This window comes from Candidatus Nitrosocosmicus sp. T, from assembly GCF_054408485.1.
This window is the reverse complement of the sequence record NZ_CP166992.1, coordinates 1,247,774-1,273,871: the sequence shown is the minus strand read 5'-3', so window position 1 is coordinate 1,273,871 and position 26,098 is coordinate 1,247,774. Positions and strand designations below refer to the sequence as shown.

General features: G+C 34.8%; 29 protein-coding genes. 21 read left to right on the top strand and 8 right to left on the bottom strand.

Annotation, left to right across the window (positions count from 1 at the left end; translation table 11 throughout):
* The first annotated feature begins 437 nt into the window (after window positions 1–437).
* The 4 genes from AB0A59_RS06665 (at window position 438) to AB0A59_RS06650 (ending at window position 4,595) form a co-directional block, all read left to right on the top strand.
* Window positions 438–599 (top strand): hypothetical protein, encoded by a 162-nt coding sequence (locus AB0A59_RS06665; RefSeq protein WP_458747296.1) that lies wholly within the window; start codon window positions 438–440, stop codon window positions 597–599.
* Window positions 600–676: 77 nt separating this feature from the next.
* Window positions 677–1,621 (top strand): ABC transporter permease, encoded by a 945-nt coding sequence (locus AB0A59_RS06660; protein ID WP_458747295.1) that lies wholly within the window; start codon window positions 677–679, stop codon window positions 1,619–1,621.
* A gap of 220 nt (window positions 1,622–1,841) precedes the next feature.
* Complete coding sequence (locus AB0A59_RS06655) at window positions 1,842–2,999, top strand: ABC transporter substrate-binding protein (protein ID WP_458747294.1); 1,158 nt, start codon at window positions 1,842–1,844, stop codon at window positions 2,997–2,999.
* 417 nt (window positions 3,000–3,416) lie between these two features.
* Entirely contained in the window at window positions 3,417–4,595 is a 1,179-nt protein-coding gene (locus AB0A59_RS06650) for an ABC transporter substrate-binding protein (RefSeq protein ID WP_458747293.1), read from the top strand.
* Between the two features lie 401 nt (window positions 4,596–4,996).
* Here the strand turns inward: AB0A59_RS06650 and AB0A59_RS06645 are convergent, their stop codons facing one another.
* Window positions 4,997–5,284 carry a hypothetical protein gene (locus tag AB0A59_RS06645; RefSeq protein ID WP_458747292.1) on the bottom strand — a complete coding sequence of 96 codons (288 nt, stop codon included), beginning with the start codon at window positions 5,282–5,284 and terminating at the stop codon, window positions 4,997–4,999.
* Between the two features lie 276 nt (window positions 5,285–5,560).
* Between AB0A59_RS06645 and AB0A59_RS06640 the strand changes: the two genes are divergently transcribed.
* The 3 genes from AB0A59_RS06640 to rplJ all read left to right on the top strand — a co-directional run bounded on the left by AB0A59_RS06640 (window position 5,561) and on the right by rplJ (window position 9,106).
* Window positions 5,561–7,174 (top strand): YVTN family beta-propeller repeat protein, encoded by a 1,614-nt coding sequence (locus AB0A59_RS06640; protein WP_458747291.1) that lies wholly within the window; start codon window positions 5,561–5,563, stop codon window positions 7,172–7,174.
* A 357-nt stretch (window positions 7,175–7,531) separates the two neighbouring features.
* On the top strand, window positions 7,532–8,185 hold the full coding sequence (locus AB0A59_RS06635; RefSeq protein ID WP_458747290.1) for a 50S ribosomal protein L1: 654 nt from the start codon (window positions 7,532–7,534) through the stop codon (window positions 8,183–8,185).
* 18 nt (window positions 8,186–8,203) lie between these two features.
* Entirely contained in the window at window positions 8,204–9,106 is a 903-nt protein-coding gene (gene rplJ, locus AB0A59_RS06630; RefSeq protein ID WP_458747289.1) for a 50S ribosomal protein L10, read from the top strand.
* A 236-nt stretch (window positions 9,107–9,342) separates the two neighbouring features.
* Here rplJ and rpl12p read toward each other — a convergent pair whose 3' ends face one another.
* The gene (gene rpl12p, locus AB0A59_RS06625; protein ID WP_458747288.1) at window positions 9,343–9,654 is read right to left on the bottom strand and encodes a 50S ribosomal protein P1; all 312 of its coding nucleotides are present in this window, start codon (window positions 9,652–9,654) and stop codon (window positions 9,343–9,345) included.
* A gap of 37 nt (window positions 9,655–9,691) precedes the next feature.
* Window positions 9,692–10,195, bottom strand: coding sequence for a hypothetical protein (locus AB0A59_RS06620; protein ID WP_458747287.1), 504 nt, complete (start codon window positions 10,193–10,195; stop codon window positions 9,692–9,694).
* Window positions 10,196–10,365: 170 nt separating this feature from the next.
* Here AB0A59_RS06620 and AB0A59_RS06615 point away from each other — a divergent pair, with 170 nt between their 5' ends.
* The 6 genes from AB0A59_RS06615 to AB0A59_RS06590 all read left to right on the top strand — a co-directional run bounded on the left by AB0A59_RS06615 (window position 10,366) and on the right by AB0A59_RS06590 (window position 13,223).
* A complete protein-coding gene (locus AB0A59_RS06615; protein ID WP_458747286.1) occupies window positions 10,366–10,818 on the top strand; it encodes an Lrp/AsnC family transcriptional regulator in 453 nt (150 codons plus the stop codon).
* A 79-nt stretch (window positions 10,819–10,897) separates the two neighbouring features.
* Window positions 10,898–11,089 carry a SecE/sec61-gamma family protein translocase subunit gene (locus AB0A59_RS06610; protein ID WP_458747285.1) on the top strand — a complete coding sequence of 64 codons (192 nt, stop codon included), beginning with the start codon at window positions 10,898–10,900 and terminating at the stop codon, window positions 11,087–11,089.
* Window positions 11,090–11,176: 87 nt separating this feature from the next.
* Complete coding sequence (locus tag AB0A59_RS06605) at window positions 11,177–11,407, top strand: hypothetical protein (protein WP_458747284.1); 231 nt, start codon at window positions 11,177–11,179, stop codon at window positions 11,405–11,407.
* Between the two features lie 36 nt (window positions 11,408–11,443).
* Window positions 11,444–11,752: a DNA-binding protein gene (locus tag AB0A59_RS06600; protein WP_458747283.1), complete on the top strand. Its 309-nt coding sequence runs from the start codon at window positions 11,444–11,446 to the stop codon at window positions 11,750–11,752.
* Window positions 11,753–11,828: 76 nt separating this feature from the next.
* Window positions 11,829–12,440, top strand: coding sequence for a PsbP-related protein (locus AB0A59_RS06595; protein ID WP_458747282.1), 612 nt, complete (start codon window positions 11,829–11,831; stop codon window positions 12,438–12,440).
* A 396-nt stretch (window positions 12,441–12,836) separates the two neighbouring features.
* Entirely contained in the window at window positions 12,837–13,223 is a 387-nt protein-coding gene (locus AB0A59_RS06590; protein WP_458747281.1) for a hypothetical protein, read from the top strand.
* 51 nt (window positions 13,224–13,274) lie between these two features.
* Here AB0A59_RS06590 and AB0A59_RS06585 read toward each other — a convergent pair whose 3' ends face one another.
* From AB0A59_RS06585 to AB0A59_RS06575, 3 genes are all read right to left on the bottom strand, one after another.
* Window positions 13,275–14,135 (bottom strand): biotin--[acetyl-CoA-carboxylase] ligase, encoded by an 861-nt coding sequence (locus AB0A59_RS06585; protein ID WP_458747280.1) that lies wholly within the window; start codon window positions 14,133–14,135, stop codon window positions 13,275–13,277.
* Between the two features lie 14 nt (window positions 14,136–14,149).
* Window positions 14,150–15,085: a UbiA family prenyltransferase gene (locus AB0A59_RS06580; protein ID WP_458747279.1), complete on the bottom strand. Its 936-nt coding sequence runs from the start codon at window positions 15,083–15,085 to the stop codon at window positions 14,150–14,152.
* Window positions 15,086–15,151: 66 nt separating this feature from the next.
* Window positions 15,152–16,303, bottom strand: coding sequence for an aldo/keto reductase (locus AB0A59_RS06575; RefSeq protein ID WP_458747278.1), 1,152 nt, complete (start codon window positions 16,301–16,303; stop codon window positions 15,152–15,154).
* A gap of 381 nt (window positions 16,304–16,684) precedes the next feature.
* On the opposite strand from AB0A59_RS06575, the gene AB0A59_RS06570 reads away from it, so the two are divergent.
* From AB0A59_RS06570 to AB0A59_RS06540, 7 genes are all read left to right on the top strand, one after another.
* A complete protein-coding gene (locus AB0A59_RS06570) occupies window positions 16,685–16,825 on the top strand; it encodes a YHS domain-containing protein (RefSeq protein ID WP_458747573.1) in 141 nt (46 codons plus the stop codon).
* A gap of 37 nt (window positions 16,826–16,862) precedes the next feature.
* Window positions 16,863–17,903: a zinc-dependent dehydrogenase gene (locus AB0A59_RS06565; RefSeq protein ID WP_458747277.1), complete on the top strand. Its 1,041-nt coding sequence runs from the start codon at window positions 16,863–16,865 to the stop codon at window positions 17,901–17,903.
* Window positions 17,904–17,966: 63 nt separating this feature from the next.
* Window positions 17,967–18,770: a 3-hydroxy-5-phosphonooxypentane-2,4-dione thiolase gene (gene lsrF / locus AB0A59_RS06560; protein ID WP_458747276.1), complete on the top strand. Its 804-nt coding sequence runs from the start codon at window positions 17,967–17,969 to the stop codon at window positions 18,768–18,770.
* A 212-nt stretch (window positions 18,771–18,982) separates the two neighbouring features.
* On the top strand, window positions 18,983–20,674 hold the full coding sequence (ilvB, locus tag AB0A59_RS06555; RefSeq protein WP_458747275.1) for a biosynthetic-type acetolactate synthase large subunit: 1,692 nt from the start codon (window positions 18,983–18,985) through the stop codon (window positions 20,672–20,674).
* Window positions 20,675–20,680: 6 nt separating this feature from the next.
* Window positions 20,681–21,220, top strand: a complete 540-nt coding sequence (ilvN, locus tag AB0A59_RS06550; protein ID WP_458747274.1) for an acetolactate synthase small subunit — start codon at window positions 20,681–20,683, stop codon at window positions 21,218–21,220.
* Complete coding sequence (locus AB0A59_RS06545; RefSeq protein WP_458747273.1) at window positions 21,207–22,736, top strand: 2-isopropylmalate synthase; 1,530 nt, start codon at window positions 21,207–21,209, stop codon at window positions 22,734–22,736. The genes ilvN and AB0A59_RS06545 overlap by 14 nt, the downstream gene beginning before the upstream one ends.
* Before the next feature lie 31 nt (window positions 22,737–22,767).
* Window positions 22,768–23,808, top strand: coding sequence for an isocitrate/isopropylmalate dehydrogenase family protein (locus AB0A59_RS06540; protein WP_458747272.1), 1,041 nt, complete (start codon window positions 22,768–22,770; stop codon window positions 23,806–23,808).
* A gap of 16 nt (window positions 23,809–23,824) precedes the next feature.
* Here the strand turns inward: AB0A59_RS06540 and AB0A59_RS06535 are convergent, their stop codons facing one another.
* Window positions 23,825–24,409 carry an NUDIX hydrolase gene (locus AB0A59_RS06535; RefSeq protein ID WP_458747271.1) on the bottom strand — a complete coding sequence of 195 codons (585 nt, stop codon included), beginning with the start codon at window positions 24,407–24,409 and terminating at the stop codon, window positions 23,825–23,827.
* Window positions 24,410–24,486: 77 nt separating this feature from the next.
* On the opposite strand from AB0A59_RS06535, the gene AB0A59_RS06530 reads away from it, so the two are divergent.
* Window positions 24,487–25,272 (top strand): methylenetetrahydrofolate reductase, encoded by a 786-nt coding sequence (locus tag AB0A59_RS06530; RefSeq protein WP_458747270.1) that lies wholly within the window; start codon window positions 24,487–24,489, stop codon window positions 25,270–25,272.
* Here AB0A59_RS06530 and AB0A59_RS06525 read toward each other — a convergent pair whose 3' ends face one another.
* The gene (locus AB0A59_RS06525) at window positions 25,273–26,058 is read right to left on the bottom strand and encodes an ABC transporter ATP-binding protein (protein ID WP_458747269.1); all 786 of its coding nucleotides are present in this window, start codon (window positions 26,056–26,058) and stop codon (window positions 25,273–25,275) included.
* Window positions 26,059–26,098: the final 40 nt, after the last annotated feature.

Below are 26,098 nucleotides of genomic sequence, written 5' to 3'. Positions count from 1 at the left end.
AAATAAAACATAATGATGTATTATCCATTGATTCTAAGAGGAGAGGTGTTTCCTCTTTAAGGCAAGCTTTAGCATTACACCAGTTAAGAAATGAACTGAAGGTACTCCGGCCCCAAAATTTTTTTACTACTTAATTAGGAGTAACTATCTTAATTATCAAAGCTAATTGATTTATGTTACCAATCTTCCTTATTGGACAGTTCAAGCCTCGGTCGAAGAATTTAGGGAGCAAGGTTTGATAATAGAAAAGAATAGCTTAGAATGCATCAGAAAAAAGTATACAGTTTGATCTAGGACGAATAGATATGAGCTATAGGATATACGGTCAAACTTAAGATGCATGCTGATTTAATCGTTACCGGTTTATGCTCTCGATACTTATGCTACATGTTACTTTGATTTAGTCCCTTTTTTTGAGGCTTTAGGAAATTTCAATAATGACAGTCAATATTGAATCCGGTTTTGTTCAAAATAATTTTTTAATAATAGCAGAACACGAAAAAGTGAAAGTTTTTGTTAAAAACAATGCTGACGTTTCCAAGAATCCAGTGACAATTTGTATAATTAAGGAGCCGATTTTCATAATAAATCGGTTATAGGATTTAAGATGAGAGAATTGTAAAGTCCTGATAAAGAAAATTGATATACGGGAGACCTAATAATAAACAGGATTTCTTTGTATAAGGCCCTCGATGATGATGACGATGAAAATAAACGGAAAAATAAGGATAAAGCAAAAATTAATTTAGAGGAATTACAGTCTATCGAAGAATCAGAATTTACATCCTCGGACAATAAAAGCTCAAAGAAAAATAAGATTCACTTAAAAAAGAAAATTAAATTTGATGAATTTGCGAATACTGTTTTATTTCTTGCAGTGTTTATTGGCATATGGCAACTAGCGTATTTAAGTGGTATTTGGCCCAAAGTATCACTACCATCTCCCTTAATGGTGGTAGAATCGTTCTATGAACTAATTTTAGATAACACTTTGTTAATAAGTATAGGAGTCACGCTTTACAGGCTCTTGATTGGATTTGCTGCATCAATAGTAATTGGGGTTTGTGTAGGACTTGCAATGGTTAGATTTGCTGGTTTTGGAAAAACAATGAGTTCTTTTGCAGTAGGATTACAGTCTTTTCCCAGTGTTGCGTGGGTTCCATTTGCCATCTTGCTTATTGGTCTAAATGATATTGGAATACTATTTGTTGTTATAATGAGTTCAGTATTTTCAGTCATGATGTCTGCATATAGTGGAATAAGAAATATACCTCCTATTTATGTAAAGGCTGCAAGAAACATGGGAGCTAAAGGCTTTTCATTATTTAGATATATGATGATACCAGCAGCCACTCCTGCATTAATAATAGGAATAAAACAAGCGTGGTCATTTGCTTGGCACGCTTTGGTCGGAGCGGAAATACTAATGGCCGCATCTATAGGTATAGGACATATCCTTTTAATCGGAAGGGAGTTTCAGCTGATGGATCAGATAATAGCATCTATGATTACTATCTTCGCGCTAGGAATGATATTTGATAAGGTAATCTTTGCAAAACTAGATGATAAAGTTAGAGAAAAATGGGGATTAAGACAAGAACAGGATATAGAAAATAAATGATTTCAACCCCCTCTTCCCCCCCCCCCCCCCCCGGCTGCTTGACTGATTTTTTAGATATAATCCTCCATCTGGGCCCTTATAGAGTAAGATTGTAGGGTTAATGATAATCGGAGTACATCTTTGCTGTGCTGAATTCCCTAAATCTTGGTAAAAACTACGTGCAACATACATTTTTTGCCTATTTCTAATTACTAATACATCCCATTTACAAAAAAATAGTATGAATTCAATAGCGAAACTGAGTATTTCATTTGCCATAATTATTGTAGTAATTCTTTCTTCTAATTTAAACTTCAACTGGGCCTCATTTCTAGGTCAGGATAATAGTTCAACGGCTTCTACAAATCAAAGTAAAAACCCGAAGGCGGATTCTTTAAAAATTGGATATTTTCCGAATCTAAATCATGCACAACCCATTATCGGTTTAAAAAATGGAGATTTTCAAAAATCACTAAACAATGACGAGAATTTAGGTAATATCTCGTTATCGGAGTACGTATTTACGGCTGGTCCCTCTGCGATCGAAGCACTATATGCGGGTCAAATTGACGTAGCATATGTGGGCCCTAATCCTGCTATTAATGGATACATTGTATCTGGGGGAGAAGGTTTACGAATAATCTCTGGTGCATCTAGTGGTGGAGCCTCATTTGTTGTTAGAAATGATTCGGGTATTGAAACTGTCAATGACCTGGGAGGAAAGAAATTTGCATCCCCTCAATTAGGTAACACGCAAGATGTTGCTTTGCGAAAATACTTGATTGACAATGGTTTTAACACTGTTGAAAATGGTGGAAACGTAACAGTGGTGGCGGCAAAACCTGCAGATATAATCACATTGTTCCTAAAAAAAGAGATTGATGGAGCATGGGTACCTGAACCAGTAGTAGCGATTTTAAAAGAACAAGGCAATGGATTCATCTTAGTCGATGAAAGAGACCTCTGGCCACCGGATGGTAAATTTGTAACAGCAAATATTTTGGTTAGAACCGACTATCTTAGAGACAATCCTGAGATCATAAAAAAGTTGCTTGAAGTCCATGTAGATGAAACCCTTTGGATAAACCAAAAATTATCGAAAACTAATGATACCAAACTTGATGAAGAAAACATCGACGAATTAACGGTCGCGTTCAATGAAGGCTTAAAGAAAATTACTGGTAAAGTTTATCCATTGAATCAACTAAAAGATGCGCTAGCAAGGATAGAATTTACCTACGACCCACTCTCGGCATCGCTTAACAAGATTGCGGAGGATGCGAGCGACTTGGGATACATTAACTTAGGGAGTGATAGCGAAATTGACTTGGAAAGTATTTATGATCTTGATCTTTTAAATGAAGTACTGGCAAGTAAGGGACTTAATGCCGTTCGATAATTAGTAATGGTCGGTTCCTATTTATTAGTAAATAAATACTTTACTAATGAATGGAATCATTTATTTCAAAATATATCGTAATCACCAAATCAAGAAATCAAAAAAAATATCTTTACTTTTTTCCCCATCAGCATTACAATATTGTATTTACATATTTTTCAGATTAATTTCTTTATAATTTGTTGAGCTTTCGTAACGGTGCATGCAAGCTTTATAATAAGACAATAAATAGTCTGTAGGCTAATATCATTTTTTGAGAAATACTCTTAATACAATGAAAATAATAACTAATCAAGAGAGCTAAGCACGTTAATATAACCAGCGATGACGCGCAGAATATATGCATAAATTGCGTAATAAATAGGAAAATGGCACAATGAAAATGACTAATAAGTTATGTAAATTATAAACAAAATAATGATTTACAAGTCAGCAAGAAAAAGTTTCAAAGTACCAAAAAGTTTTGTAAGTGGAAGACGACCAATGATCTTGGGCTTTACAATGATTATTATTGCAGTTGTTTTGATATCAGCACCTATTTCAATTGCAGGTGCACAATCGGTGGTCAGTGAAAAAAAGACTTTGAGAATAGGTTACTTTCCAAATATCACTCACTCACAAGCCGTGATTGGATTAAATAATGATGATTTTCAGAAAACTCTAGGGGATAATGTTACTGTCGAAGCTATTCGATTTAATGCTGGACCATCTGCGATTGAATCGCTTTTAGCTGATAGAATTGATGCCACTTATATTGGCCCTAATCCTGCCATTAATGGATATCTACTTACAGGCGGCAATGATCTTAGGGTAATCTCCGGTGCATCTAGTGGTGGAGCCTCATTTGTTGTTAGAAATGATTCGGGTATTGAAACTGTCAATGACCTGGGAGGAAAGAAATTTGCATCCCCTCAATTAGGTAACACGCAAGATGTTGCTTTGCGAAAATACTTGATTGACAATGGTTTTAACACTGTTGAAAATGGTGGAAACGTAACGGTGTTACCCATCGCAAATGCAGATATATTAACAGTATTTTTGAAAAAGGAAATCGACGGTGCTTGGGTACCAGAACCATGGGCTACAAGACTGGTTCAAGAGGCAGACGGCAAGGTGTTTCTTGACGAGAGAACCTTATGGCCTGATGGTAAATTCGTAACTGGCAATTTAATAGTCAGAACAGATTATCTTAGAGACAATCCTGAAATTATAAAGAAGCTTATTGAAGCCCATGTGAATGAAACGCTTTGGATCAACAACAATACAGCGGAAGCAGCAAAAGAATTTAATACTCAGTTGAAGAAAATTACTGGTCAAGAAATTTCAGAAAACGTATTAAATAAGGCCTACACTAATATAGATATCACCTACGATCCATTAAAATTATCTCTCTTTAAGAGTGCAAATGACGCTTATGATTTAGGATTTATAGAGAAAGGAAAAGATCGACCAAATCTTTCAGGAATATATGATACCACCATACTAAACGAAGTGCTTGCTCAAAAGGGGCTTTCACCTATTGGGGAGACAGGTACAGTTAGCAACATAACAAATATAACGTCCGGTGGCGAGGCAATAGCAGATCTCGTAGCATAGCTTTACCCATTTACATATACCTTTGAATATCCAAACTTTTATTTTTACTAACTCATCGACCATGATCAAATTAATTTAAACCTAATAAAGATAAAATTTATCATGTCTTTGTTTCTTCCCAGAATTAATTAACCTCTTTAAAAAAGGCAAATAAAGATTTTTAAAATATAAATTAATTCGGGTGTCCTTGCGTTGTTGAATAAAGGTATATGCAATATACCAAAAGTGTTTATTATCTTTCCGAAATTGTGAAATAACTTTATACTTAAACAGAAAAATGAGGGTTAGATATCATACTCCTTACTCTATGCGTTTTTTCCTTAAATATTACTAATTTATGCTCCTTTGAAGTATTACCAAGGACAAGAGTTTCAATGTTTTGAGAAAAATTCTATTATCAATTAATTTTGATTATTTAAATCACTCTGATTTCTATTTGCCAAGTCGTCAGTTATCGTAGAATTATTACTGTCAAGACTAGAAGATTCGGCTGTTGTATCAGTGATATCTACGGTGTTACTTTTTTCATCCCCAGTATTAGAGGAGTCACTCTGGGTAGTAGCGGTGCTCTTTTCATCTGCACTGTTTATTTCCTCAATGGTTTGTTCAAAATTCCTACTTAAGGAACTAAAGACGCCTTCATTGTTTTGGCCCGCTACCTCGAATGACGTTGCAGGAAAGTCATACATAAAAGGATTAATTGAAAAAACAAACATGCTATTAAAACATAAGATTACGGCTAATGATATATTGATGAATTTTAGTTGTACCACGTCTTTTAGGTCCCTTTTTATTTAATAAGGATAGTGAAGATATAATTGTTAAGTATGATTTGCCTAGAACAATATTTCTGACCTTATTTACACGATATTATAAGGTATGATACAAAAAATTATAATTGCAAAGCTCAAAGTCATTATGTGAAGTCTTGCTTACCGATATCCATATCATTTATTTTTTTAATTTTGGTCAATTTACAAAGTTACTTTGATCCTCCTTCTGCTGTTGACAGACTGTATTTGTTTGAAGCAATGAATGTTGAATTAGACAGAATGATAACTAACAATTTTGTGATGGCCCAAGAGGAAGACAAGAGATTCATCTCTGGATTTGATACTGGAAGCTATCCAGTAGGAATAACTATCAATCCTATTACCCAAAAAATCTATGTCGCAAATCAGTATTCCAATACAGTTTCAGTGTTTGATGCTAAAACGGATAAACTATTAAGTACAATTGAGACTGGGATTTTTCCTTATAGTATAGATATGAACCAATTTAATAATAGAATTTATGTAACAAACAGAGGATCTAATGACGTTACAATCATCGACGGTTCTACTGATTCAGTTATTGATAATACTACGGTGGGCAAAGCCCCGGTTCAAGTCGCGGTGGACCAATCAAGTAATTGGGTATATGTTACAAATATTGATTCAAATTCAATTTCGGTGATTGATGGAATAACCAATGAGGTTATCAGGACGATAGATGGTGTGAATACTCCGTACGGTATCAACGTTAACCCACTTTCAAACAAGGTGTACATTTCCAACATTGCTAATTCTACCATCACCGTCATGAACGAAGATAATTACAATTTCATTAAGAACATTCCGGTGGGCAAAGCCCCAGTAGGTATCGACATTAATGAAGAAAGAAACATTGTTTATGTTACAAATTACGCTTCAAATTCACTATCAGTCATAAATGGTACAGATGACACTGTGATCCAAACTATTCAGACCGGTGAATCTCCAGTTGGAGTGAAAATAAACCCAGTTTCAGATCAGGTATACGTAAGTAATATAGCTTCTAATGATGTAAGCGTGGTAAACGAAACATCTTTGGAGAAAATAAAAGAGATCGTTGTAAATCCTTCTTCGATAATAGAAAGGGATGACTATCCTGAGACTATTCCAACCAATATAAAATTCCCTCTTATTGCAAGTTTTGTTGGCGTAGACCCGATAGCCAATCTAGTATATATTACAAATACTGCTTCCAATACACTTTCAATTATAGACGGAAGAGAGGATGAAAGCATAGTAAGAATTGGATTTGATACTAGTCCTGATAATTCCGGATTCATAGAGTGTAATGGTATAAAAAATCTTAATCAAAATACTACTATTATTCCCACCGACAACGAAGCAACTTGCACGGCAGTACCGGAAAGAGGATACACGTTTGATTCATGGTCAGGGCTTGCATATAGTGCAGATAACCCTCTAAAATTCAAGTCCAGCGAATATGGCGATATTGTTGCCAATTTTAGGCCTACACTTTCGACTGAACAATATATTTTCCTAATAGGAGGTGTAACGGGCATGTCTTCAGTTCTGCTGGGATGGTTTTTCAAGGGAGGACAAAGAAGAAAGTTTAACAAACTAATTCAGATAACTAATAAAGCCATACAGGATGCAGATGTAGGTGACAAGACCGAGAGCATTATCAAATTAGAAAATCTAAGGAGGGATATATTTAATACGTATAGGCGCGGCTCATTAACTGATTTTCAATTTGATTTTCTTGATAAGAGATTAATCAATTACATAAACAAAATAAGTAATTTGTGATAGTCAATTGCATAAGCTTGACTAACCTTTTTTATGCTGTGTCTACGAGGTGGTTGATTAATCAATGAGAGACTTTGAAATTGGTTAAATGTAACAGAGTTATCAACATCATTGTTACTTGATTTGGTATCTCCATTATCTTAGGAGCAGCAGTATTATTCGTGACTGGTGCTGTTAGATAATAAGATTGGTAGTAGTAAGATAACAATGACAGCAATCGGCTTGGGTACCGGTTTGATAAGAAAAAGTAGAAAAATACTAATCTAATTTCCAAAGAGAGCGACAAAGGATCTCCATATGATTCAATTGTCGTAAAAACGATTTTAAATGGCCTTTGCGCGTCTACATTATATATTCATGTTTAACAATGATCAATTGAAGGAGCTTGTAAAAAAGGCAAGAGAAGCCACTCCAAAAAGAAATTTTGCTCAATCGGCTGAAATAACTCTAGTATTAAGAGACATTGATGTCAAAAAAGGATTTAGTGTCAACGAAATAGTAGTGCTACCTAATCCAACAAAGAAAGGTGCTTCACTTTGTATGCTCGCGACTGGAGACATGGGATTACGAGCAAAGAGAGCTGGTGTAGATCAGGTGATGGAACCTGATACTTTAGACAGGATAGGAACAAACAGAAGAGAGGCCAGAAAAATGGTTCGCTCTTATGATTTTTTCCTAGCAGATGCTACTTTAATGTCATCCGTAGGTCGATCACTAGGTCAATTTTTGGGTCCAAAAGGTAAAATGCCCACACCTGTTCCCTATGGAGCCCCGATAGAAAACATAGCTACGAGATTAAGATCATCCACAAGAATACGATCCAAAAATCAATTAAACATGTCAACAAAAATCGGTGATGAGTCGATGACCGATGAGCAGCTAGCGGCAAATGCCAATGCGGTTATTGCTTCAGTTGAAAAGAAACTTCCGCAAGGAGACAAGAATTTTAGGAACGCTATAATAAAATTCACTATGGGTAAAGCATTAAAAGCAAGTACCCTTGGCAAATAACCGGTAGGGATAATCGTAATGAGTCAAACAGCCATCATCAACAAATTAGGAAGAACCTCGTATCCAGAAAGAAAAATAAAATTGTATGAAGACTTACAAAGCTTAGCCAAATCTTATGATGTTATTGCACTGTCGAGGATGACAAAAGTAAGGTCAGCTCAACTTATGGCAATCAGGAAAAAGTTTAGAAATGAAATCAAGATTTTAACGATAAAAAATAAGGTTGCTCAAAGAGCTTTTGAACAAATTTTCAAGGAAGTTAAAGGATTAGAATTCCTCAATAAGGAACTAGAAGGTCAATGCGCTCTAATGTTTACAAACCTTAGTCCATTTAAAATGAATTTAACTTTTGATAAAAACAAAATTTTCATGGCAGCTAAAGGCGGCGATATTGCCCCAAACGAGTTGGTTATTCCTGCTGGCAATACTGGAATCAATCCAGGCCCGGTTTTATCTGAGTTCAAAGAATCAAATGTACCAACCAAAATAGATCAAGGAACAATCTGGGTTTCAAAAGACACTGTTGTAGCAAGAGCTGGCGATGTTATCCCCCAAAAGTTAGCTGCGTTATTAAGCAAATTAGATGTAAAACCTATTGAAGCAGGAGTATCAGTAAATTATGCAATTTCCGAAGGGCTTGAATTTAAGGAAAAAGACCTAAAAATTGTAGTTTCAGATTACGTACAGGAATTAGTAAAATCTTTCCAGGAAGCGTTATCTATTGCAGTAGAAGCAGTATACTTTACGAAGGCATCAATGCCATTGATCCTATTGAAAGCAAAACAGCATGGATTATCCTTGGCCTCCGAATCAGGATACACTTCGCCTGACACAATTGAATTGGTGATACTAAAGGCCAATGCAATTGCTTCCAATTTGGCAAACCAGCTTGAATCCAAAGGGTTTTCTTCCAATCAATAACCCTAATTTTTTATATTATTTTAGCTATCAATTTTAAATCGTATCCAAAACAAATTATTTATTGTTACATCTATGTTTTGATTTTTTTTGTTAAACTTTTCTATTTGCTGTACCATCATGATTTGAATCGTCTGCGTACCGTTTTAACCTAGAATGGTTAAAATAATTAGGTAGATGTAAAGTGATGTTAGTAATATTATATAATTAATTAGTTTAAAATAATAAATGGATAAAGTTTAGCCGAAAAGAGAAGATAATCCTTCTAATGCTTCTTCTTCCTTCTTCTCGTCTTTCTTCTCGTCTTCTTTTGCTGCAGCACCTGAGCCTGAGGCGGCGGGGGTTGCTGGAGCGCCTGCTGGAGCAGCAGCGGCTATTGGAGCGGCCTTTAGTGCATCCTCAATGTTAATTTCACTCATAGCGGCAACCAAAGATTTAACTCTAACATCATCAGGTTCAACACCAGTTGATTTTATTACATTTTTTACATTAGCTTCATTGACATCTTGCTTTAATTTATGTAATAATAAAGCAGCATATACATATTCCATGATAAAAGAAAATTTGCAAAGTCCATAATATAAAACTTTATAAAATTTGTGAACTCCGTGCCACTGCATAAACATGTTCCTTTAGTTCTTGGGACATTAAGGAATTCATTTTCTTAATCAAGATACTCCTTGCTTCAGATTTTTCTTCATTCGAGGTCGAATTAAAGTAATTACCAAAGAGTTCTGAGAAGCTTTCTTTAACCCAACCATCGAGAACAAAAAATCTATTCTCATTTATCGGGATTACCTTGTCTATCTTTGGATCAACATTATCTTCAAAATCGCCAGTATCCAATTTATCAATAATCAAGAAAATACAATTGTTGGGCTCCGGGTTGTTTAAGGCTTCAACGGGTTTTCCCTGAGCTCTTCCTGACCTAATTCTTTGAAGCAGGCCAATTGGCTTTATAAAGGTGCCCCTAACTTTTATTACTTTATCATTATCAGAAATAATTTTGCCTATTATTACATAATTTGAACTCTCATCTTTTTTTACTACAAAAACAAAATTTCCAGATCGAAGTTTTGACATCCCAAACATATCAAAAAGATGTGGACGTAATAATATAATATTTACTAATGTATTATAAAAAAAAACACTAGATTTTTTAATTATATTTATGATTTCTAGCAAATTATTTAATTACATTTATTAATGTAACCAATAATCATACTATAGAGTCAATCTTGCAAAGATTCGATGAATTAGATATGAAAATTTTGTCAGAATTAACAAAAGATGCAAGTATTTCAATTCCCCAACTTAGTAAGAAACTAAACATAAACTCCTCCGTTTTATATAGCAGAATAAAAAGACTTTTGAAAAGAGAACTTATAAAAAAATTTACAGTCATAATAAATGAATCTCAATTGGGCATTAATATAAAGGCTACAGTTGGTATAAATCGGGATCCAAAATTAAAAGAACCAATTCATCATGAACTCACCAGAATTCCTGAAATAAGGTCACTTATAGAAGTGACAGGCCGTTTTGATATAATCCTATCTGTAAATACAAGAACTTTGGAAGAGCTGCACAAAGTTGTAATAGAGAGGATTGGGAAAATAGAAGGCATTCAAGCTACGGAGACTTTCGTAGAGATGCAACGAACAGATAAAGAACCGGTTTATTCGTTACAGACGAGCAATCAAAATTATGGTTAAATAATATATGTACTAAAATTGGCGTTAGAAATTAGAAATATTAAAATTATATTGGAACTTCTAGACTTTTAGAAATCAATTGTTATCATCAATAGTCAATACGGTTCAAAGAAGAGCGATAGAATGCTTTCAAACATTAAAGCTGGCAAAAAAGACAAGCAAGGATGACTATTTTACTCACCTTAGGCTAGTATTGTTGGCTATAGGTGCTGTAGGTGGGATTGGTTTTGTTATAAAGATAGTGGGCGAATTGCTGTTCGTAAATAAGTAGCTTATCAATTTTTCTCTTCGCTATGTACAACGATATGCTGGAAGAATGAATTTATCCTGTTGTTTTGTTTTTTTATTTTGAACGAAGATGAGTAATAACCCTGTAGAAATTGATCTTGAAAATAAGATAAAGTTAAACCCTGAATTTATGATCCTAGAAAAGTTATACCCCATTATATATGATAACTCAATTTATTTATTTTATAAGGATGAAAACGAGCTAATCAATTGTTATGAGATTACTGATAAGAACATTATAGAAAAGGCACTGTTAAATCCAGATAAAATAATTGAAATTTTGGAAGAGCTAACGAACTGATATACTATTATATTATTGAATTTTGCATAATATTTAATGTCTCATGGCAAATACGAATCGGGAAATAGAAAGAGCAATGAAATTTTTATTGGAAAAAAACCTCTAATGACGTATGTGACTGCAACTCTGGTACAACTCGCTAATGAGCCAACTGTTGTTATTAAAGCTAGAGGGAAAAGCATCACTAGGGCAGTAGATGTGGCTCAAATAATAGTGAAGAGAATGAATACATTAGGTTATAGAGTAGAGAAAGTAAAGTTAGGTTCAGATGTTCTAACCGGCACCGAAGATGATAAACCTAGAAATGTCTCTACAATTGAGGTTTCGATTTCAAGGTCAAAATAAATTTCGCCACCTCCTCAGTAAAGTCCAATTGTATAATTTTTAGAATATTTAATAATTACCTGAAAAGTATGATATTATGACAGTTCCGCAGAGATCTATACAAAAATCCACGGGAATAATTTTGATTTATATAGTTATTGCTGTATTTATGTTTCACATAAATAATCAGTTAGTGACTAATGGAATCTTTGTTTTTGGTTTTTTTCACGAAAGCCAAAGTCAATCAATGCTTACTCATACAGATAATAAATTTTATTTCACCGTTACTTATCCGTCTAACTGGGAAAAGTCTGTGAAGCTGAACAATGAAATTATTTTCATCGCGCCAAAGGACAAAGATTCGGTTAGCAGTCCTGCGGGTCTTGTTGTTAAAGTAGTCCCCACGCCAGGAAAGAACATATCTGCTGATTCTGCATCAAAACAGTTGGTATCACAAATTCAAAAGGAACATAAAGATTTCAAATTGGAAACATCTGAAACTTCGACTGTAGACGGGAAGAAGGCCGTAAAGGTAATTTTCACAGCAACAGATAGTAAATTACAAAATCGTAAGGCGATACAAATTGTATTTTCCAATTATGAGAATATTTATATTTTAACATACAAAGCATCCTTAGATAAGTATAATACCTTTGAAAATACCGCCAATGATATGATAAAGTCCTTTAAATTCCTTCCAAGATTATAAATAATAATTGCTTAGTGCACTGATATTATCAGCACACTAAGCATGTTCCCCTTCGGTTTGGTCGATGTAACTTTTAATAAACTTAAATCATATTTAAACTTATCAATTTTGCACTGTGAAGGAATCTAGATATAATTGCCAAAATTATATCTAATTCTAATATGGTTAGATAAGCAAAAGGAGACACAAGATTTTGACAGAATAGTGAGATAGTTTGAATAAAGCCATCTATGTAAAAGGGTAAATAACTACTTACTGTGTTGTTGCAAACATCAACTTAAATTTTTATATATTGTGATTATTTAACTTAGAAATTATTAACCATTTATTTTTAAGTTCAATTAATAAGCAAAAAAGAATACTTTTTTATAAAATATAATTGGTAGGATTATGGGATTGAAAGTCAAGAAAGTTGAGCTAATACTGATTGTATTAGTTGCCGTAGTCACCGTGGTCGTTCTCTACAACGTTTTGATTTCTGTACCCTTTAAGGATCATGCTCTGGATGTAGACGCATTAAAGGATCCTGAGTCTCTCTTGGTCAATTCCCGAGTAGTTTTAAAAAACACTGGTAAGATGGCTCTAAATGATATTTATATCGTATATGATAATAATAAAAATTTGACTGAAAATTTATTAAGAATTGACCCCGGTCAGACAATAATTTTATCCCCACCGCAGGGAGCCTTGCTCAAAAGTGTTTCCGTATTTACTGGAGAAGGGATTAGTATCGAAGAAGGGTTCAGATCTCCCATTAAGATGCCCGGAATGATAGGATCATGAATTGTCAGATTCTAATTTATCAAAATCCAATACAATCTCCTCAGCTCATGATTAACCTAGTTCAAAAGCTGAGTTAATCCGAATTAAATCATCAGTAGGCGAAGACTCTAAGTTTTTCACCAACAACGATCCGTCATCGTATATTTTTATTATTTCACCATTAAACTTATTGCCTTCTCTCGAAAATTTGTATTTCAAATGTTTCTGTGATTCCATTATTTTATCCTTGTAATAGAATGTTAATTCCTCAGCTAATGCACTTGAGGTTATCTTTGGAAATGTATCACTAATTCGTTTTAAGAAATATTGGATAAACTCTTGATTGGAAATTTCAATATGCTGATTTTCATGTTTAATTGTTGTAATATCATAATCGTTAAGTTCGGTATTTTTAAATCTGATAGCTAGCCTTGTAGAGTCCAAGTCATTGTTGGAATTTACGCCTATTCCAATAATTACCTGTTTTATGGTATCACTCTCGACTTCGGCATCCATCAAAACGCCTGCAACCTTCTTTCCATTAATAAAAATATCATTTGGCCATTTGACCATTGGTTTTAATCTAGTATGACTTTCCAAGGTCTCACAAAGCAATTTAGTAACCATAATTAATATACGAAATAATTCACATGTTTTCATATCAGTCTTTAATGCCACAGACATCCAAATTCCCCCCAGAGGAGATGCCCAATTAGGACCCTTCCTCCCCTTACCTCCGGTCTGAAAATCACTGATTATTACTGATGGATAGAAATCATCAGGACCTTTTAATGATTCCATTGCGAAATCTTGAGTTGAATCAATACTGTCAAAATAAAAGAATTGCTTAAAAAGAAATGACTTGTCCGACGAATTTATGAGATTTGAAATAAACTGGAATTTGTCCTTGTCAGAACATAGAATCTTTATCAATTTACTCGTTTGTCCTATGTCTGGAGTAAAAATGCAAATATGACACCTATAATTAGCGCAATCCCATAAAACCTTGAAAAGAGCACAGTATTTGCCATTATTTTTATGTAATAGTCATCATTAAGACGTTTAAAATTGTACAGAAAATTTTTGAATCTAAACAACATTAGCCCTACATAAGGTATAAGCAAGATACAAGGAATAAATGAAAAAGTACTATATATCAAAGTTGAATAGAACCACAGCGTCAAGAGATAAACTGCTAAAATTATTCCAATTGTAAAGGTGAGAATGAACAAGTTGCTCCTTTTTTCCAACATAATGGCTAAAGTCTTACGCCCCATTTGTCTATCCGGAACAATGTCGGGTATTGAATTTATGAACAAAACCAATGAAGATAACAAACCAATAATGATCCCTAATACAATTGATTCTAAAGTAATACTTGTGTTCTGTACATAAAACGTTCCAACCACTATTAAAGTTCCCTTAGCGCCTACAAATAGTTCCCCAAGTCCCCAATTCACCAGTTTACTTGAATAGAGAGCTATTGACAGGACAGCGAATAACAGAATGATCGCGATAACAAACCCCTTAAAGTAAACAAAAATACCCCCTATCAGCAATCCTAAAATAAGAAATAATATGCCTGCAGCATATACATGACTGGGTTTTAGTAAAGCTTGAGGTAAAACCCCAGTGCCGCCACTAAATTTTGTTTTTTTAGTCCTCAAATCTATACCTCTCTTAAAATCCCAATAGTCATTTAGCAAATCGACACTAGAATGAAGGCATAAAATTCCTAAATAAGTTAAGGCAGAATATATCAAGCTAAGGTTTTGGGGCTGATACCATATTGTCAGAGCAAGTCCAGTAGTAACAGCGATTGCTGAGGCGGCTAGAAACCTGAACCTAATGGCTCTTAACCATATATCTAGTTTAAAAATCATTTTCTGTTATCAATATGTAGATAGATAGGTAGATAGGTAGATAGGTAGATAATTTGATATCTCAATTTATTGGCCAGCTTTATTCAATAATTTAATCGTTGAATTATATTCAACTTCATTTAAAGGCGCATATTTAGATATTAGAACGTTCTCTTTTGTATGACTCTTTTTCTTCTGGCCTACTAAAGGAGCAGTAATGCCCGGTGTCGATCGGGCAAATTGTAATAGCTTAAGGGACACCGTCGGAAGACTATCTAGAGGAGATTTGTCTAGTCCTATCTGAAGAAGTTTGCCTTGGTAGAGAGGAACACTGGTAAAAACATGTATTCCGTATTTTTGGGCCACTTCTAAGAGAGTTAATTTATTGGAAGTTTCAGTAGATTGATTTCTAAATGTGTAGGGTTGATTAAGATACATATTAAATGGTAGTTGGATAAATTTGAAACCATTGTTATTACCTCCGACATTTTTGGCTATATCAACGACCTCTTTTAATGACAGATATTCCTTACTATTTTCTTTTGAGGTAAAACAATTCCACGTAGCCATTCCATAAAAATTAATTTTTCCTCTCTGTCTCAGCTCCTCATACAATTGGAAAACTCGAGACAACATATCATGATATGTAGATCTATCTACTATATCATGCCAACTTTCGAATGAATTATGAATATATATTAAATCAATAGTATTTATTCCCATATTACATAACGACTTATCAATACATCTAGAAATATAACCTGGATGCATAATATTATACGAAGGACTCAAGTCGGAATGAGATATTATATTATTATTGAGAAACATACTGGTCAAATAAGTATCGACATCTATATTGGTATAATCACCATCATTAGTAACATATCCACTCTTGGTGCAAATAAATATACTTTCTCTATTAATGACCTCTTCTTCAATCAAACTGTTTATGGCTCTGCCTATACATTTCTCAGACAGCATCGACCTGTAATTGATCGACGTATCAATTAAGTTAATGCCACCTTCTTTTATACTGTAATATAGAGACTTTTCAAGGTCGTCATCGTCCTGTGCAGAGAGGTTTCCAAGATAGGTACCCATTCCTACAGATGAAAGTTTTAGATTTTCTATACTTCTAAAATGATCTTTATTAGCACCCTTTTTTATAGCGTAATCCATATATTCTGTTGTGCCCTTGGGTGTAGCAAAACCCGAGTAAAATTTCTTCTGAAATGACACATATTAGTTAGAATTAGATATGAATTTAAGATTATCTGTGTGTTGTCAATTAAATACACTAAAGTGAGACCACTTTATTGTTTTGCTAGTTCTATCGTGAAATCAGTAGGGTTAAGTTCTATGCCACATGTTGAGCATCGATTCATGGTATTTCTAAGAATATCCTTTATGGGTTTAATATTTATCATATGCTTAATTTTGCTTCCGCATTGGTAGCAAAATATCTCAATAATCGGACAAGACATCAATTTCATTAAATTTTAAGGTTATAAATTAAGATGTGGTTAACTAACATTGACTTAATGATTAAATAAATCCAAAATATAAATAATGAAATAATTGTTAGGAAATAATAAATACCTAGATATTTTTTTTTTAAATGTGCCAGTAGACCCTGTTTGTGGAATTGAACTAACTGAAGATCTAGCAACGATCCTTGATTTTAATAATAAAAAAATTTATTTCTGTTGTGAAGGATGTAAAAAAATATTTCAAAAGAAGCCAAAAAAATATTCAAAATAATAAAATTTTATTGAACATTGCTAGTCATAAATAGTGTATGAAGGCAGCAGTGGTTGTAAATAATAGGGTAGAATTAAGGGATCTTAATTTACCTGAGGTTGGTAATAATGAAGTTCTTATTCGTATGAGATCATGCGGTATTTGCGGATCAGACCTAGAAAAGGTTTTTGGAAAATATGGGATGAAATCTTCAAGAATTGGACATGAACCTGCAGGCGAGATTGCTAAATTAGGGGCTGATATTAAGGATTACAAAAAAGGCGATAGAGTGTTTATTCATCATCATGTACCGTGTTATTCATGTCATTATTGTTATAACGATGATTTCACAATGTGTGAAAAATATCAATCTAGCAATATTGATCCATGTGGCCTCTCCGAATACATACTTGTACCTCAGTGGAATCTATCTAAAGGGGGACTGATTAGACTCCCTGAAAATGTTAATTTTAATCAGGCTGCGTTGATTGAGCCAATTGCATGCTGCCTGCGATCTCTAAATAAGGTAAACTTAAAGAAAGCAGATACTATTGTAATATTTGGTGCCGGACCAACTGGTTTGATGCATATGATCTTGGCAAGGTTTTTTGGTGCTTCAAAGATATTGCTCGTCGATGTAAATAGTTTTCGTCTAGACTTCGCCAAGAAAATTGATAAACATGTGGAAACCATAAATATTGCTGATATATCCGAGAGTGAATTCAAAACTAAGTCACTAGCGTTTCTTGGAAAAGATGGGTCAGATGTTTCAATTATTTCCACTAGTAGTATTAACGCATTCATTCAAGCCTTAATAATAACACGTAAGGGGGGTACAATTTCTCTTTTTGGTGTACCTCCTAAAGATACCGAAGTAAGAGTAGATTTGAATATAATATATTCAAAAGAACTAAAGATATTACCAAGCTATGCAGCATCTGAAAAGGAAATACATCAAACCATCTCTCTAATGGAATCCAATATCATAGATTTCGAACCATTGATTACTCACAAGTTCCCGTTAACGGATTCTTATGAGGCATTCATGCATGCTCACCAAGCTAAAGACGCTATGAAGATCATAATTACAGCTGAATAATAGATATCAATATATTTATAGCGTTTCGATAAACTACAACAAGTATTCAAAATGGATTGGGGAATGAAAAACAGGTTTTCTAGAATAATAAAGCCCGGTAATGGTCGTTGTGTGATGCTGGCGGTAGACCATGGCTATTTTTTAGGTCCCACCGAGAGACTTGAAAAGCCAAGGGAAACCATTGGTCCATTATTAAATTATGCAGATTCGTTAATGCTTACACGTGGTGTTCTAAGAACATCTGTAATTCCTGAAAGTAACACACCGGTTGTATTAAGAGTGTCAGGAGGTTCCAGCATAATTGGAGAAGACCTTTCAAAAGAGTCTATAGTTACCTCTATAGAAGAGGCTATTAGACTAAATGCATCATGTCTTGCATTATCTATATTCGTTGGGAGTAAATATGAATTTCAAACTTTAAAGAATCTTTCAAAACTAGTTGATGAGGGTGAAAAATATGGGATCCCTGTTTTGGCAGTTACGGCAGTTGGTAAAGAAATGGCAAGAGATTCTCGTTATTTAGGTTTAGCTTGTCGAATTGCATCAGAACTCGGAGCTCATGTGGTAAAAACTTATCATTGCCCTGATTTTAATAAAGTCGTCGAAGGGTGTCCTGTTCCTGTTATTATTGCAGGCGGAAAAAAGTTGGCAGAGAGGGATGCACTACAATTGACCTTTGATGCAATTAAAGATGGAGCTTCAGGAGTGGATATGGGCAGAAATATCTGGCAATCGGATAATCCAGTAGCAATGATAAAGGCAGTAAGAGCTATTGTGCATGAAAATTCAACGGTCAAAGAGGCATATGATCAATATAGAAGCATGCTCCCCATGACAAAGGAAATTAGAAACAAATCAGGCAATTAAACAACGTCAATTTAATATGTTAAATATACAACCAGTAAGCGAGGATATGTTTTTGATGTCAGAAAAAAAATTTATAAATTAACTTTGTTTATAAATAATGAATGGGATTAATTAAGACAACAAATTGTGATATCGCAAATAGAAAAATATTTCTTGTTAAAGGTTTTTTACTATTATAATTTTAGGTTTTATCAATAGGAATTGTATTAATCATGAGTGAAATGTCTGGTGCCGCGGCCTTAATGACCGCGTTAGAAAAAGAAAAGGTGGAGTATATATTCGGCCTACCTGGCGGAGCAAATTTGCCGATATACGATGCTTTGGTAGATTCCAAAATTAGACATATTTTGGTCCGACATGAGCAGTCCGCAGCGCATATGGCGGATGGTTATGCCCGGATCAAGAGGAAGGCAGGAGTATGTTTCGCAACATCAGGTCCGGGTGCAACAAATCTTGTTACCGGTATAGCCACAGCATATGCAGATTCATCGCCTATTATTGCAGTGACTGGTCAAGTTGCTCTACCTATGATCGGCAAAGACGCTTTTCAGGAGACAGACATTATTGGCGTTACTAATCCATGTACTAAATATGCATTTCAGCCAAGAGTCTCAAGCGAAATACCCGAAATGGTTAAAAAATCATTTTACATAGCAGAAAGTGGCAGACCTGGTCCAGTATTATTAGATATTCCCAAAGATGTGCAACAACAAGTTACAAAGATGGAATTTCCAGAATATATCAAAGTTAGAGGATATAACCCTATAGTGGATGCAGATCTATCGGAGATAAATAAGGCCTGTGAAATGATACTTAAGGCTGAAAAGCCAATCATAATGGCTGGTGGAGGAGTAATCCTCTCTGGTGCATTCTCTGAATTGCAAACATTAGCCGAACTACTTTCCATACCCGTGGTAAGCACTTTCAAAGGTAAGGGAGCATTTCCAGAAAATCATCCGTTGGCACTTGGTCCGATAGGTATGCATGGGCATGCAGAAGCCAATAAAATGGTATTAGAGGCAGATTGCATACTTGCAATAGGAGCTAGGTTTTCTGATAGGACTGTAGGGAGATTTGACGAATTCGGAAAGGATATTAATGTTATACATTTTGATGTTGATCCAGCCGAAATTGGTAAAAACAAGTCCGTGAATGCCGCAGTAGTTGGTGACGTTAAATCCTCATTAAGGAGTCTAATAAAGTTAATCCCAAAGACTTTCAAAACCAACGAAGAAATTTCCAAATTATGGTTAGGTAGAAAAAGGGAATTAGTTAATTATTATGAGGATAGTATCAAGGATTATTCTCGAGAAATTACAGCTAAAAAAGCATTAAAGAAGTTACGAGAGATTTTACCTGCAGACGGAATTGTAACAACTGAGGTCGGACAGTGTCAGATGTGGGCGTCGTTGCACTTTGATGTCATTTCTCCTGGCACATTTTTTAGCTCTACCGGTTTAGGTACAATGGGTTTTGGTTTTCCAGCCTCAATAGGAGCGAAAGCAGCTAGAAATGATGTACCAGTAGTGGATATTGCAGGGGATGGTTCATTTAATATGACTGAAAATTCCCTTGCAGTTTCAGTATTAGAAGAATTACCGGTCATTGTGTTCTTGCTTAATAATCAAATGTTAGGGATGGTTGCTCAATGGCAGAGAACATTTTATAATAGGAGGTATAGTGGCGTACATCAAAAGAATTGTCCTGACTACTGCAAATTGGCAGAATCTTATGGTGCTCAAGCATATAGGGTGAGTTCAATGGATGAATTAGACAAGGCCCTTAAAGTTGCCGTTAAATCAGATATTGCTACTGTAATCGACATTCCTATAGATCCGGACGAAGATGTATACCCGTTTGTAGCTCCTGGAACTGGGCTCAAAGACATGATTATTGGAGCATGACAGGGTATGCAAAAAAATAGAAACTCCATTTTTGATGATGACAACGAAAACAAAATGTATATTCTTTCAGTCATTGTCGAAAATAAACCTGGAGTCCTTTTTAGAATCACTAATCTGTTTAGGTCCCGGAATTTTAATATCGAAAGTATTACTGTGGGTATAACCGAAAAACCTGATTTATCAAGGATGACCATTACTACGGTATCTGACGTTAAGACATTCGAGCAATTAGTTAAACAATTACAAAAGTTAATTGATGTTATACAGATAAATGTATTAAACAAGGAGAACGCTGTATACAGGGAGTTGGCCCTGATCAAGATGAACGCCAAAGATCCAACTACAAGGATAGAAATTGCAAATTTTGCTTCTATATATAGGGGTAATATTATGGACATTAGTAATGAAACTATTACAGTGGAAATAATAGGAACTCCAGATAAGATAGATGCATTCAAGAATCTTGTTTCAAGTTATGGTATAATCCAAGTGGCCAGAACAGGTGTTTCTGCTTTACCAAGGGGAGCTGTGAATGACGACCTCTGATCACAAGAAGAAAATCAGAATTTTTGATACTACCTTGAGAGACGGTGAGCAAACACCTGGAGTAACAGTTTCTCCTGATCAAAAATTAGAAATAGCCATGAAGTTAGATGAGTTGGGAGTAGATACAATTGAGGCTGGTTTTCCTGTAGTCTCACCAGGCGAAGTGCAAGCTATAAAAAAAATAATGAATCAAGGATTAAAAGCCGAAGTATGTGGTTTAGCACGTACCACCCAAAATGACATTGATATTGCAATCAAAAGTGATTTAAAGTATATTCATACATTTATTGCAACATCGGATATACATTTACAGTACAAATTAAAGATGACTAGAGAACAGGTACTGGAAAAAGCAATTTATGCAGTGGAATATGCAAAAAAACATGGACTAGTTGTGGAATTTTCAGCAGAAGATGCTACTAGATCAGACTTTGAATTTTTGAATAAGGTATTCAAATCAGTTGCAGAGGCTGGCGCCGATAGGATTGATATTCCTGACACGGTGGGCTATTCAACACCGCAGTATATGTCAAAACTAGTTGCAAGTGTAGCAGAGATGACGGGCTTACCTGTTAGTGTACATTGTCATAATGATTTTGGATTGGCTGTTGCAAATTCCATAGCCGGATTCCAGGCAGGTGCGGCTTGCGCTCATGTGACCATAAACGGACTAGGTGAGAGAGCAGGAAACGCGGCATTAGAAGAATTGGTAATGGCATGTCAATGTCTCTATCAGATACCTCATAATATCAAAACCGAACAATTGTATGATGTTTCAAAGTTTGTTTCTAGTGCATTGGGAATTATAGTGCAACCCAATAAGGCTATAATCGGGGAGAACGCCTTTGGGCATGAATCAGGTATACATACACATGGGATTATCAATAATCCTTTGACTTACGAACCAATAAGCCCTGAATTAGTCGGTAGAAAGAGGTGGATGCAAGCTGGCAAACATGCTGGTGCACATGGAATCAAAGCAATTCTCGACGAGTTTGGAATTGCAGCTTCAGATATCCAGCTGAAGGAAATTGTAGATAAGCAGAAATCAATTGCAGATAGCGGAAAATCTATAACAACATCTGATTTGCTATCTATAGCTTCAGAGGTCTTAAAGAACAAGACATTCGATGAAAGTTTTAAATTGAATGATTTTCACATAGTTACTGGACTGCATATTATTCCAACCGCGGTTGTTAAACTTAACATACATGGCAAAGATTTTATCGCGTCGGAGACTGGTGTCGGACCAGTCGATTCAGCATTGAAAGCCATACAAACTATCGCCCACGGTATTGCTAACATCAGGATAAGAGAATATAAGCTAGATTCAATAACTGGAGGCTCCGATGCATTAGCAGAAGTATCCGTAAAAGTAGAGGATAAGGAAGGAAATATCATTTCTGCTAGGAAATCAGGAGAAGATATTGTTGTGGCGTCTGTTCAGGCTATGATAGATGCCATAAATAAAACAATGTTAAAAAAGATGATTCAAAGTGGAGAGCATGCGAAATGACAACATATTATTGAATTTGAGAGACATGTAAATGACTACATACGATATTTCACTTCTTGATGGCGATGGTATAGGTCCTGAATTATCAGATTGTGTGTATGATATTTTAGAGTGTATTCATGACAAGTCAACATCTCTAAAGTTTAATATTTCTAGAGTACAAGCAGGTGACAATGCTAAATTAAAGTATAATAAACCCCTGCCTGACGAAACCTTTGAAAGAATTAAAAACTCTCAGGCCTGTTTAAAATCTCCAGTTGGAGAATCGGCTGCAGATGTTGTACTCGTTTTGAGGAGGTATTTTGATTTGTATGCTAATGTAAGACCATCTAAAAACTATGCCAATATTCAAGCAATATCAAACGATGTTGACTTGATTACTGTCAGGGAGAATACTGAGGATTTATATCTGGGTTGGGAATTTTATTCGGACGATGATACTGTCATATCTCTTAGGAAGATTAGCAGGGCTGCATCCAGACGTATTGCGGTAGTTGCATTTGAAATTGCAAATTCTAGGAAAGAAAAGAAGGTAACAATAGTTCACAAATCCAATGTGTTAAGGATGAGCGATAGGCTCTTTATCGATACTTCAAAAGAAGTAGCTAAACAATATCCCAATATTGAATTCGAGGAAATGTATGTGGATGCATGCGCTATGGAGTTAATTAGAAATCCAAACCGATTTGATATAATTTTAACTACCAATTTATTTGGAGATATTATTTCTGATGAAGCTGCACAAATCACCGGAAGCATTGGATTAGCTCCTGCTGCAAATATAGGGAAAGACTTTGGAATGTTTGAACCGGTTCATGGCGCTGCTTTTGATATAGCAGGCAAGAACGTGGCGAATCCCACATCGTTTATTCTTGCCCTTAAGATGATGTTTGAATGGTTGGGTGAGAAATACCAAGACAGTAATTTGACGGCCCAATCAGACAAAATAGAGAAAACAGTGGATGAATTATTCAATAAAAATATCAAGACAATTGATATAGGTGGTAAGCTGTCAACAAAAGAATTTAACAACAAGTTTTTAGGTCTATTGACTGATCGTGGAATTGATTAAATCTCTAAAGGTTTTTTTAAAGATATATCAAATCTAACAGATTTTTCAATATCCTGGCGGTAGCCCCCCAGATCAAATATCCATTCACGGAAAATTTAAACATCTCATTATCTCTGCTCGAATGCTCTTCGTCGACTGCTATACAATCACGTAGATTTTCGAGGGGTACTTCAATTACTTTCTCTACTTCTTCATTAGGTTCAAAGGGAAATGGTATTTTATTAAGGATCACGATGAACGGATAGATGACAATCTTGGTTGTATAGGTATTTGTTGGACTGAGACATCCAATAATTTTCTCTTTTTGAATGGGGAGACCTATTTCTTCAAAAGTCTCTCTAATTGCGGTTTCTATAATAGAGCCATCTTGGTCAGAAACTCTACCTCCCGGAAAGGAAATTTCTCCTGCATGATTCCTCAGATTTGAGCTTCTCTTTGTGAATATGACTGTTGGGGTATATTCAATATTAAAATGGATTATTACTAATACGCTTGAGTGAACTCTGTTGAATTCATCTACTCCTAAATTAATATTTTTATAATTAAATAAGGTCTTGCTTTTATCCTGGATAATTTCAATGAATTCTTTTTCAGAAATCAAGACTACGAACTATGATAATATTATTGTCTAAAAAACCTTTTTTTACCGTCATCTTTCTCCTTTAACTAAACTATAAAATGAAAATAATCTATGAGTTAAATCCTCCCAAAATACTAAATAGTTATAGGATCGATATTGCACTGCTCAGTCAGGATCTACTTAAATTTGTGAACAGGGCGAGAATTATTTCTACTTTCACAAAGTATGTCCATATAACCGATTCTGTCCTAGGTGTCCCCAGATTTTCAAGTATTCATGCAGCTCAGATGATAATGAATAGCATGCCTGAGGCAAAGTTGAATATTAGTTGTAGTATTAGGACAAGAGATAGGAATATGAATTCTATTATACAGATGGTAACGGATGCTGTAATATTGAAAATTAGGGGACTTTTATTTGTCCAAGGCGACAAACCTGCATTTGAAGAATCAGAAACAAAATCATCTCTTTCAAAACCAACAGATGTAGTTAGGCTTTTAACTTCAACTGGATTTGATAATTTAATAGATCTTGATTTATCCATACCAAACCAGATTTCAAACCATATAGCATTCCAGAAAAAGGTAAATTCAAAGCCCCACAGGTTTATCACACAATCAATAAATTCAATCCAAGAGATCAGGTATTTAAAAGATCTCATAAAACCCAATCAAATCCAACTTATCCCTTGCGTTATGGTACCTTCGATCAAGAATGAAAGGGCTGCTGCTATGATAGGTTTGGACTGGAGTGAGTATCAAGATGACTTTCTAGGATTCTTAAGGGAAATTTATGAGGAAACGGATCATATCCTAATTACCTCCCCTAACAGTTTTGATGAAGGAATAGAGGTTTTGAAGAAAATAGCTTTTGCAAAAATTTAATTATATTGATCTTTTGTGTTGTGTTATTTCACTCCTTAATTCATCAAGGACAAGGCGATTATACTCAAATAGATTAGAATCTTCGGTTAATCTGGGTCTTCTATAGTCAACTTGAATCTCCTTCTTAACGCGAGCGGGTCTCTTTGTGAATACCACAACCCTGTCTCCGAGGCATATTGATTCCGATATATTATGAGTTACAAATATTATTGTCTTTCTCGTCTTAGCCCATATCAATTGAAGTTCGACCAGTAGGAGATCACGAGTCTGTGAGTCAAGCGCAGCGAAGGGTTCATCCATTAGCAGCACGTCAGGGTCCATTACTAAAGCGCGAGCTATAGCCACCCTCTGTTTCATACCTCCTGAAAGCTGATAAGTATAAGATTTTGAGAATTTACCCAAATCCATCATTTCAAGGTAGTGTAATGCAATTTTGTTTCGTTTTTCTTTTTCTACTCCAACCATTTTTAATCCGAATTCAACATTATCGATAACAGTCAGCCATGGAAATAAAGCATTCTCTTGAAAGACCATAATTCGATCAGGCCCAGTTTCAAACACCGACTGTCCATTAAGAATCAATTTTCCTTCCGTTGGCTTATCTAAACCTGCAATAATATTAAGTAAAGTAGATTTACCACAGCCAGACGGACCTACAAAACATACGAACTGTCCTTCTTCGATTGATAAACTTACATTATCTATGGCTAAAACCCTTTTTCTTTCTCCTGAAGATGAATTTACTGAAAAGGATTTAGTTATATTTTTCAACTCCAATTTACTCAATTAAACTGATGTACTATGGAATTTCATTAATATAATTTAA

Excerpts from the sequence above, each read along its gene's own strand:
- AB0A59_RS06665 (WP_458747296.1), top strand. The coding sequence starts at position 438 with ATGACAGTCAATATTGAATCCGGTTTTGTTCAAAATAATTTTTTAATA.
- AB0A59_RS06655 (WP_458747294.1), top strand. The coding sequence starts at position 1,842 with ATGAATTCAATAGCGAAACTGAGTATTTCATTTGCCATAATTATTGTA.
- AB0A59_RS06650 (WP_458747293.1), top strand. The coding sequence starts at position 3,417 with ATGATTTACAAGTCAGCAAGAAAAAGTTTCAAAGTACCAAAAAGTTTT.
- AB0A59_RS06645 (WP_458747292.1), bottom strand. The coding sequence starts at position 5,284 with ATGTATGACTTTCCTGCAACGTCATTCGAGGTAGCGGGCCAAAACAAT.
- AB0A59_RS06635 (WP_458747290.1), top strand. The coding sequence starts at position 7,532 with ATGTTTAACAATGATCAATTGAAGGAGCTTGTAAAAAAGGCAAGAGAA.
- rplJ (WP_458747289.1), top strand. The coding sequence starts at position 8,204 with ATGAGTCAAACAGCCATCATCAACAAATTAGGAAGAACCTCGTATCCA.
- rpl12p (WP_458747288.1), bottom strand. The coding sequence starts at position 9,654 with ATGGAATATGTATATGCTGCTTTATTATTACATAAATTAAAGCAAGAT.
- AB0A59_RS06620 (WP_458747287.1), bottom strand. The coding sequence starts at position 10,195 with ATGTTTGGGATGTCAAAACTTCGATCTGGAAATTTTGTTTTTGTAGTA.
- AB0A59_RS06615 (WP_458747286.1), top strand. The coding sequence starts at position 10,366 with ATGAAAATTTTGTCAGAATTAACAAAAGATGCAAGTATTTCAATTCCC.
- AB0A59_RS06605 (WP_458747284.1), top strand. The coding sequence starts at position 11,177 with ATGAGTAATAACCCTGTAGAAATTGATCTTGAAAATAAGATAAAGTTA.
- AB0A59_RS06600 (WP_458747283.1), top strand. The coding sequence starts at position 11,444 with ATGTCTCATGGCAAATACGAATCGGGAAATAGAAAGAGCAATGAAATT.
- AB0A59_RS06595 (WP_458747282.1), top strand. The coding sequence starts at position 11,829 with ATGACAGTTCCGCAGAGATCTATACAAAAATCCACGGGAATAATTTTG.
- AB0A59_RS06580 (WP_458747279.1), bottom strand. The coding sequence starts at position 15,085 with ATGATTTTTAAACTAGATATATGGTTAAGAGCCATTAGGTTCAGGTTT.
- AB0A59_RS06565 (WP_458747277.1), top strand. The coding sequence starts at position 16,863 with ATGAAGGCAGCAGTGGTTGTAAATAATAGGGTAGAATTAAGGGATCTT.
- lsrF (WP_458747276.1), top strand. The coding sequence starts at position 17,967 with ATGAAAAACAGGTTTTCTAGAATAATAAAGCCCGGTAATGGTCGTTGT.
- ilvB (WP_458747275.1), top strand. The coding sequence starts at position 18,983 with ATGAGTGAAATGTCTGGTGCCGCGGCCTTAATGACCGCGTTAGAAAAA.
- ilvN (WP_458747274.1), top strand. The coding sequence starts at position 20,681 with ATGCAAAAAAATAGAAACTCCATTTTTGATGATGACAACGAAAACAAA.
- AB0A59_RS06545 (WP_458747273.1), top strand. The coding sequence starts at position 21,207 with ATGACGACCTCTGATCACAAGAAGAAAATCAGAATTTTTGATACTACC.
- AB0A59_RS06540 (WP_458747272.1), top strand. The coding sequence starts at position 22,768 with ATGACTACATACGATATTTCACTTCTTGATGGCGATGGTATAGGTCCT.
- AB0A59_RS06530 (WP_458747270.1), top strand. The coding sequence starts at position 24,487 with ATGAAAATAATCTATGAGTTAAATCCTCCCAAAATACTAAATAGTTAT.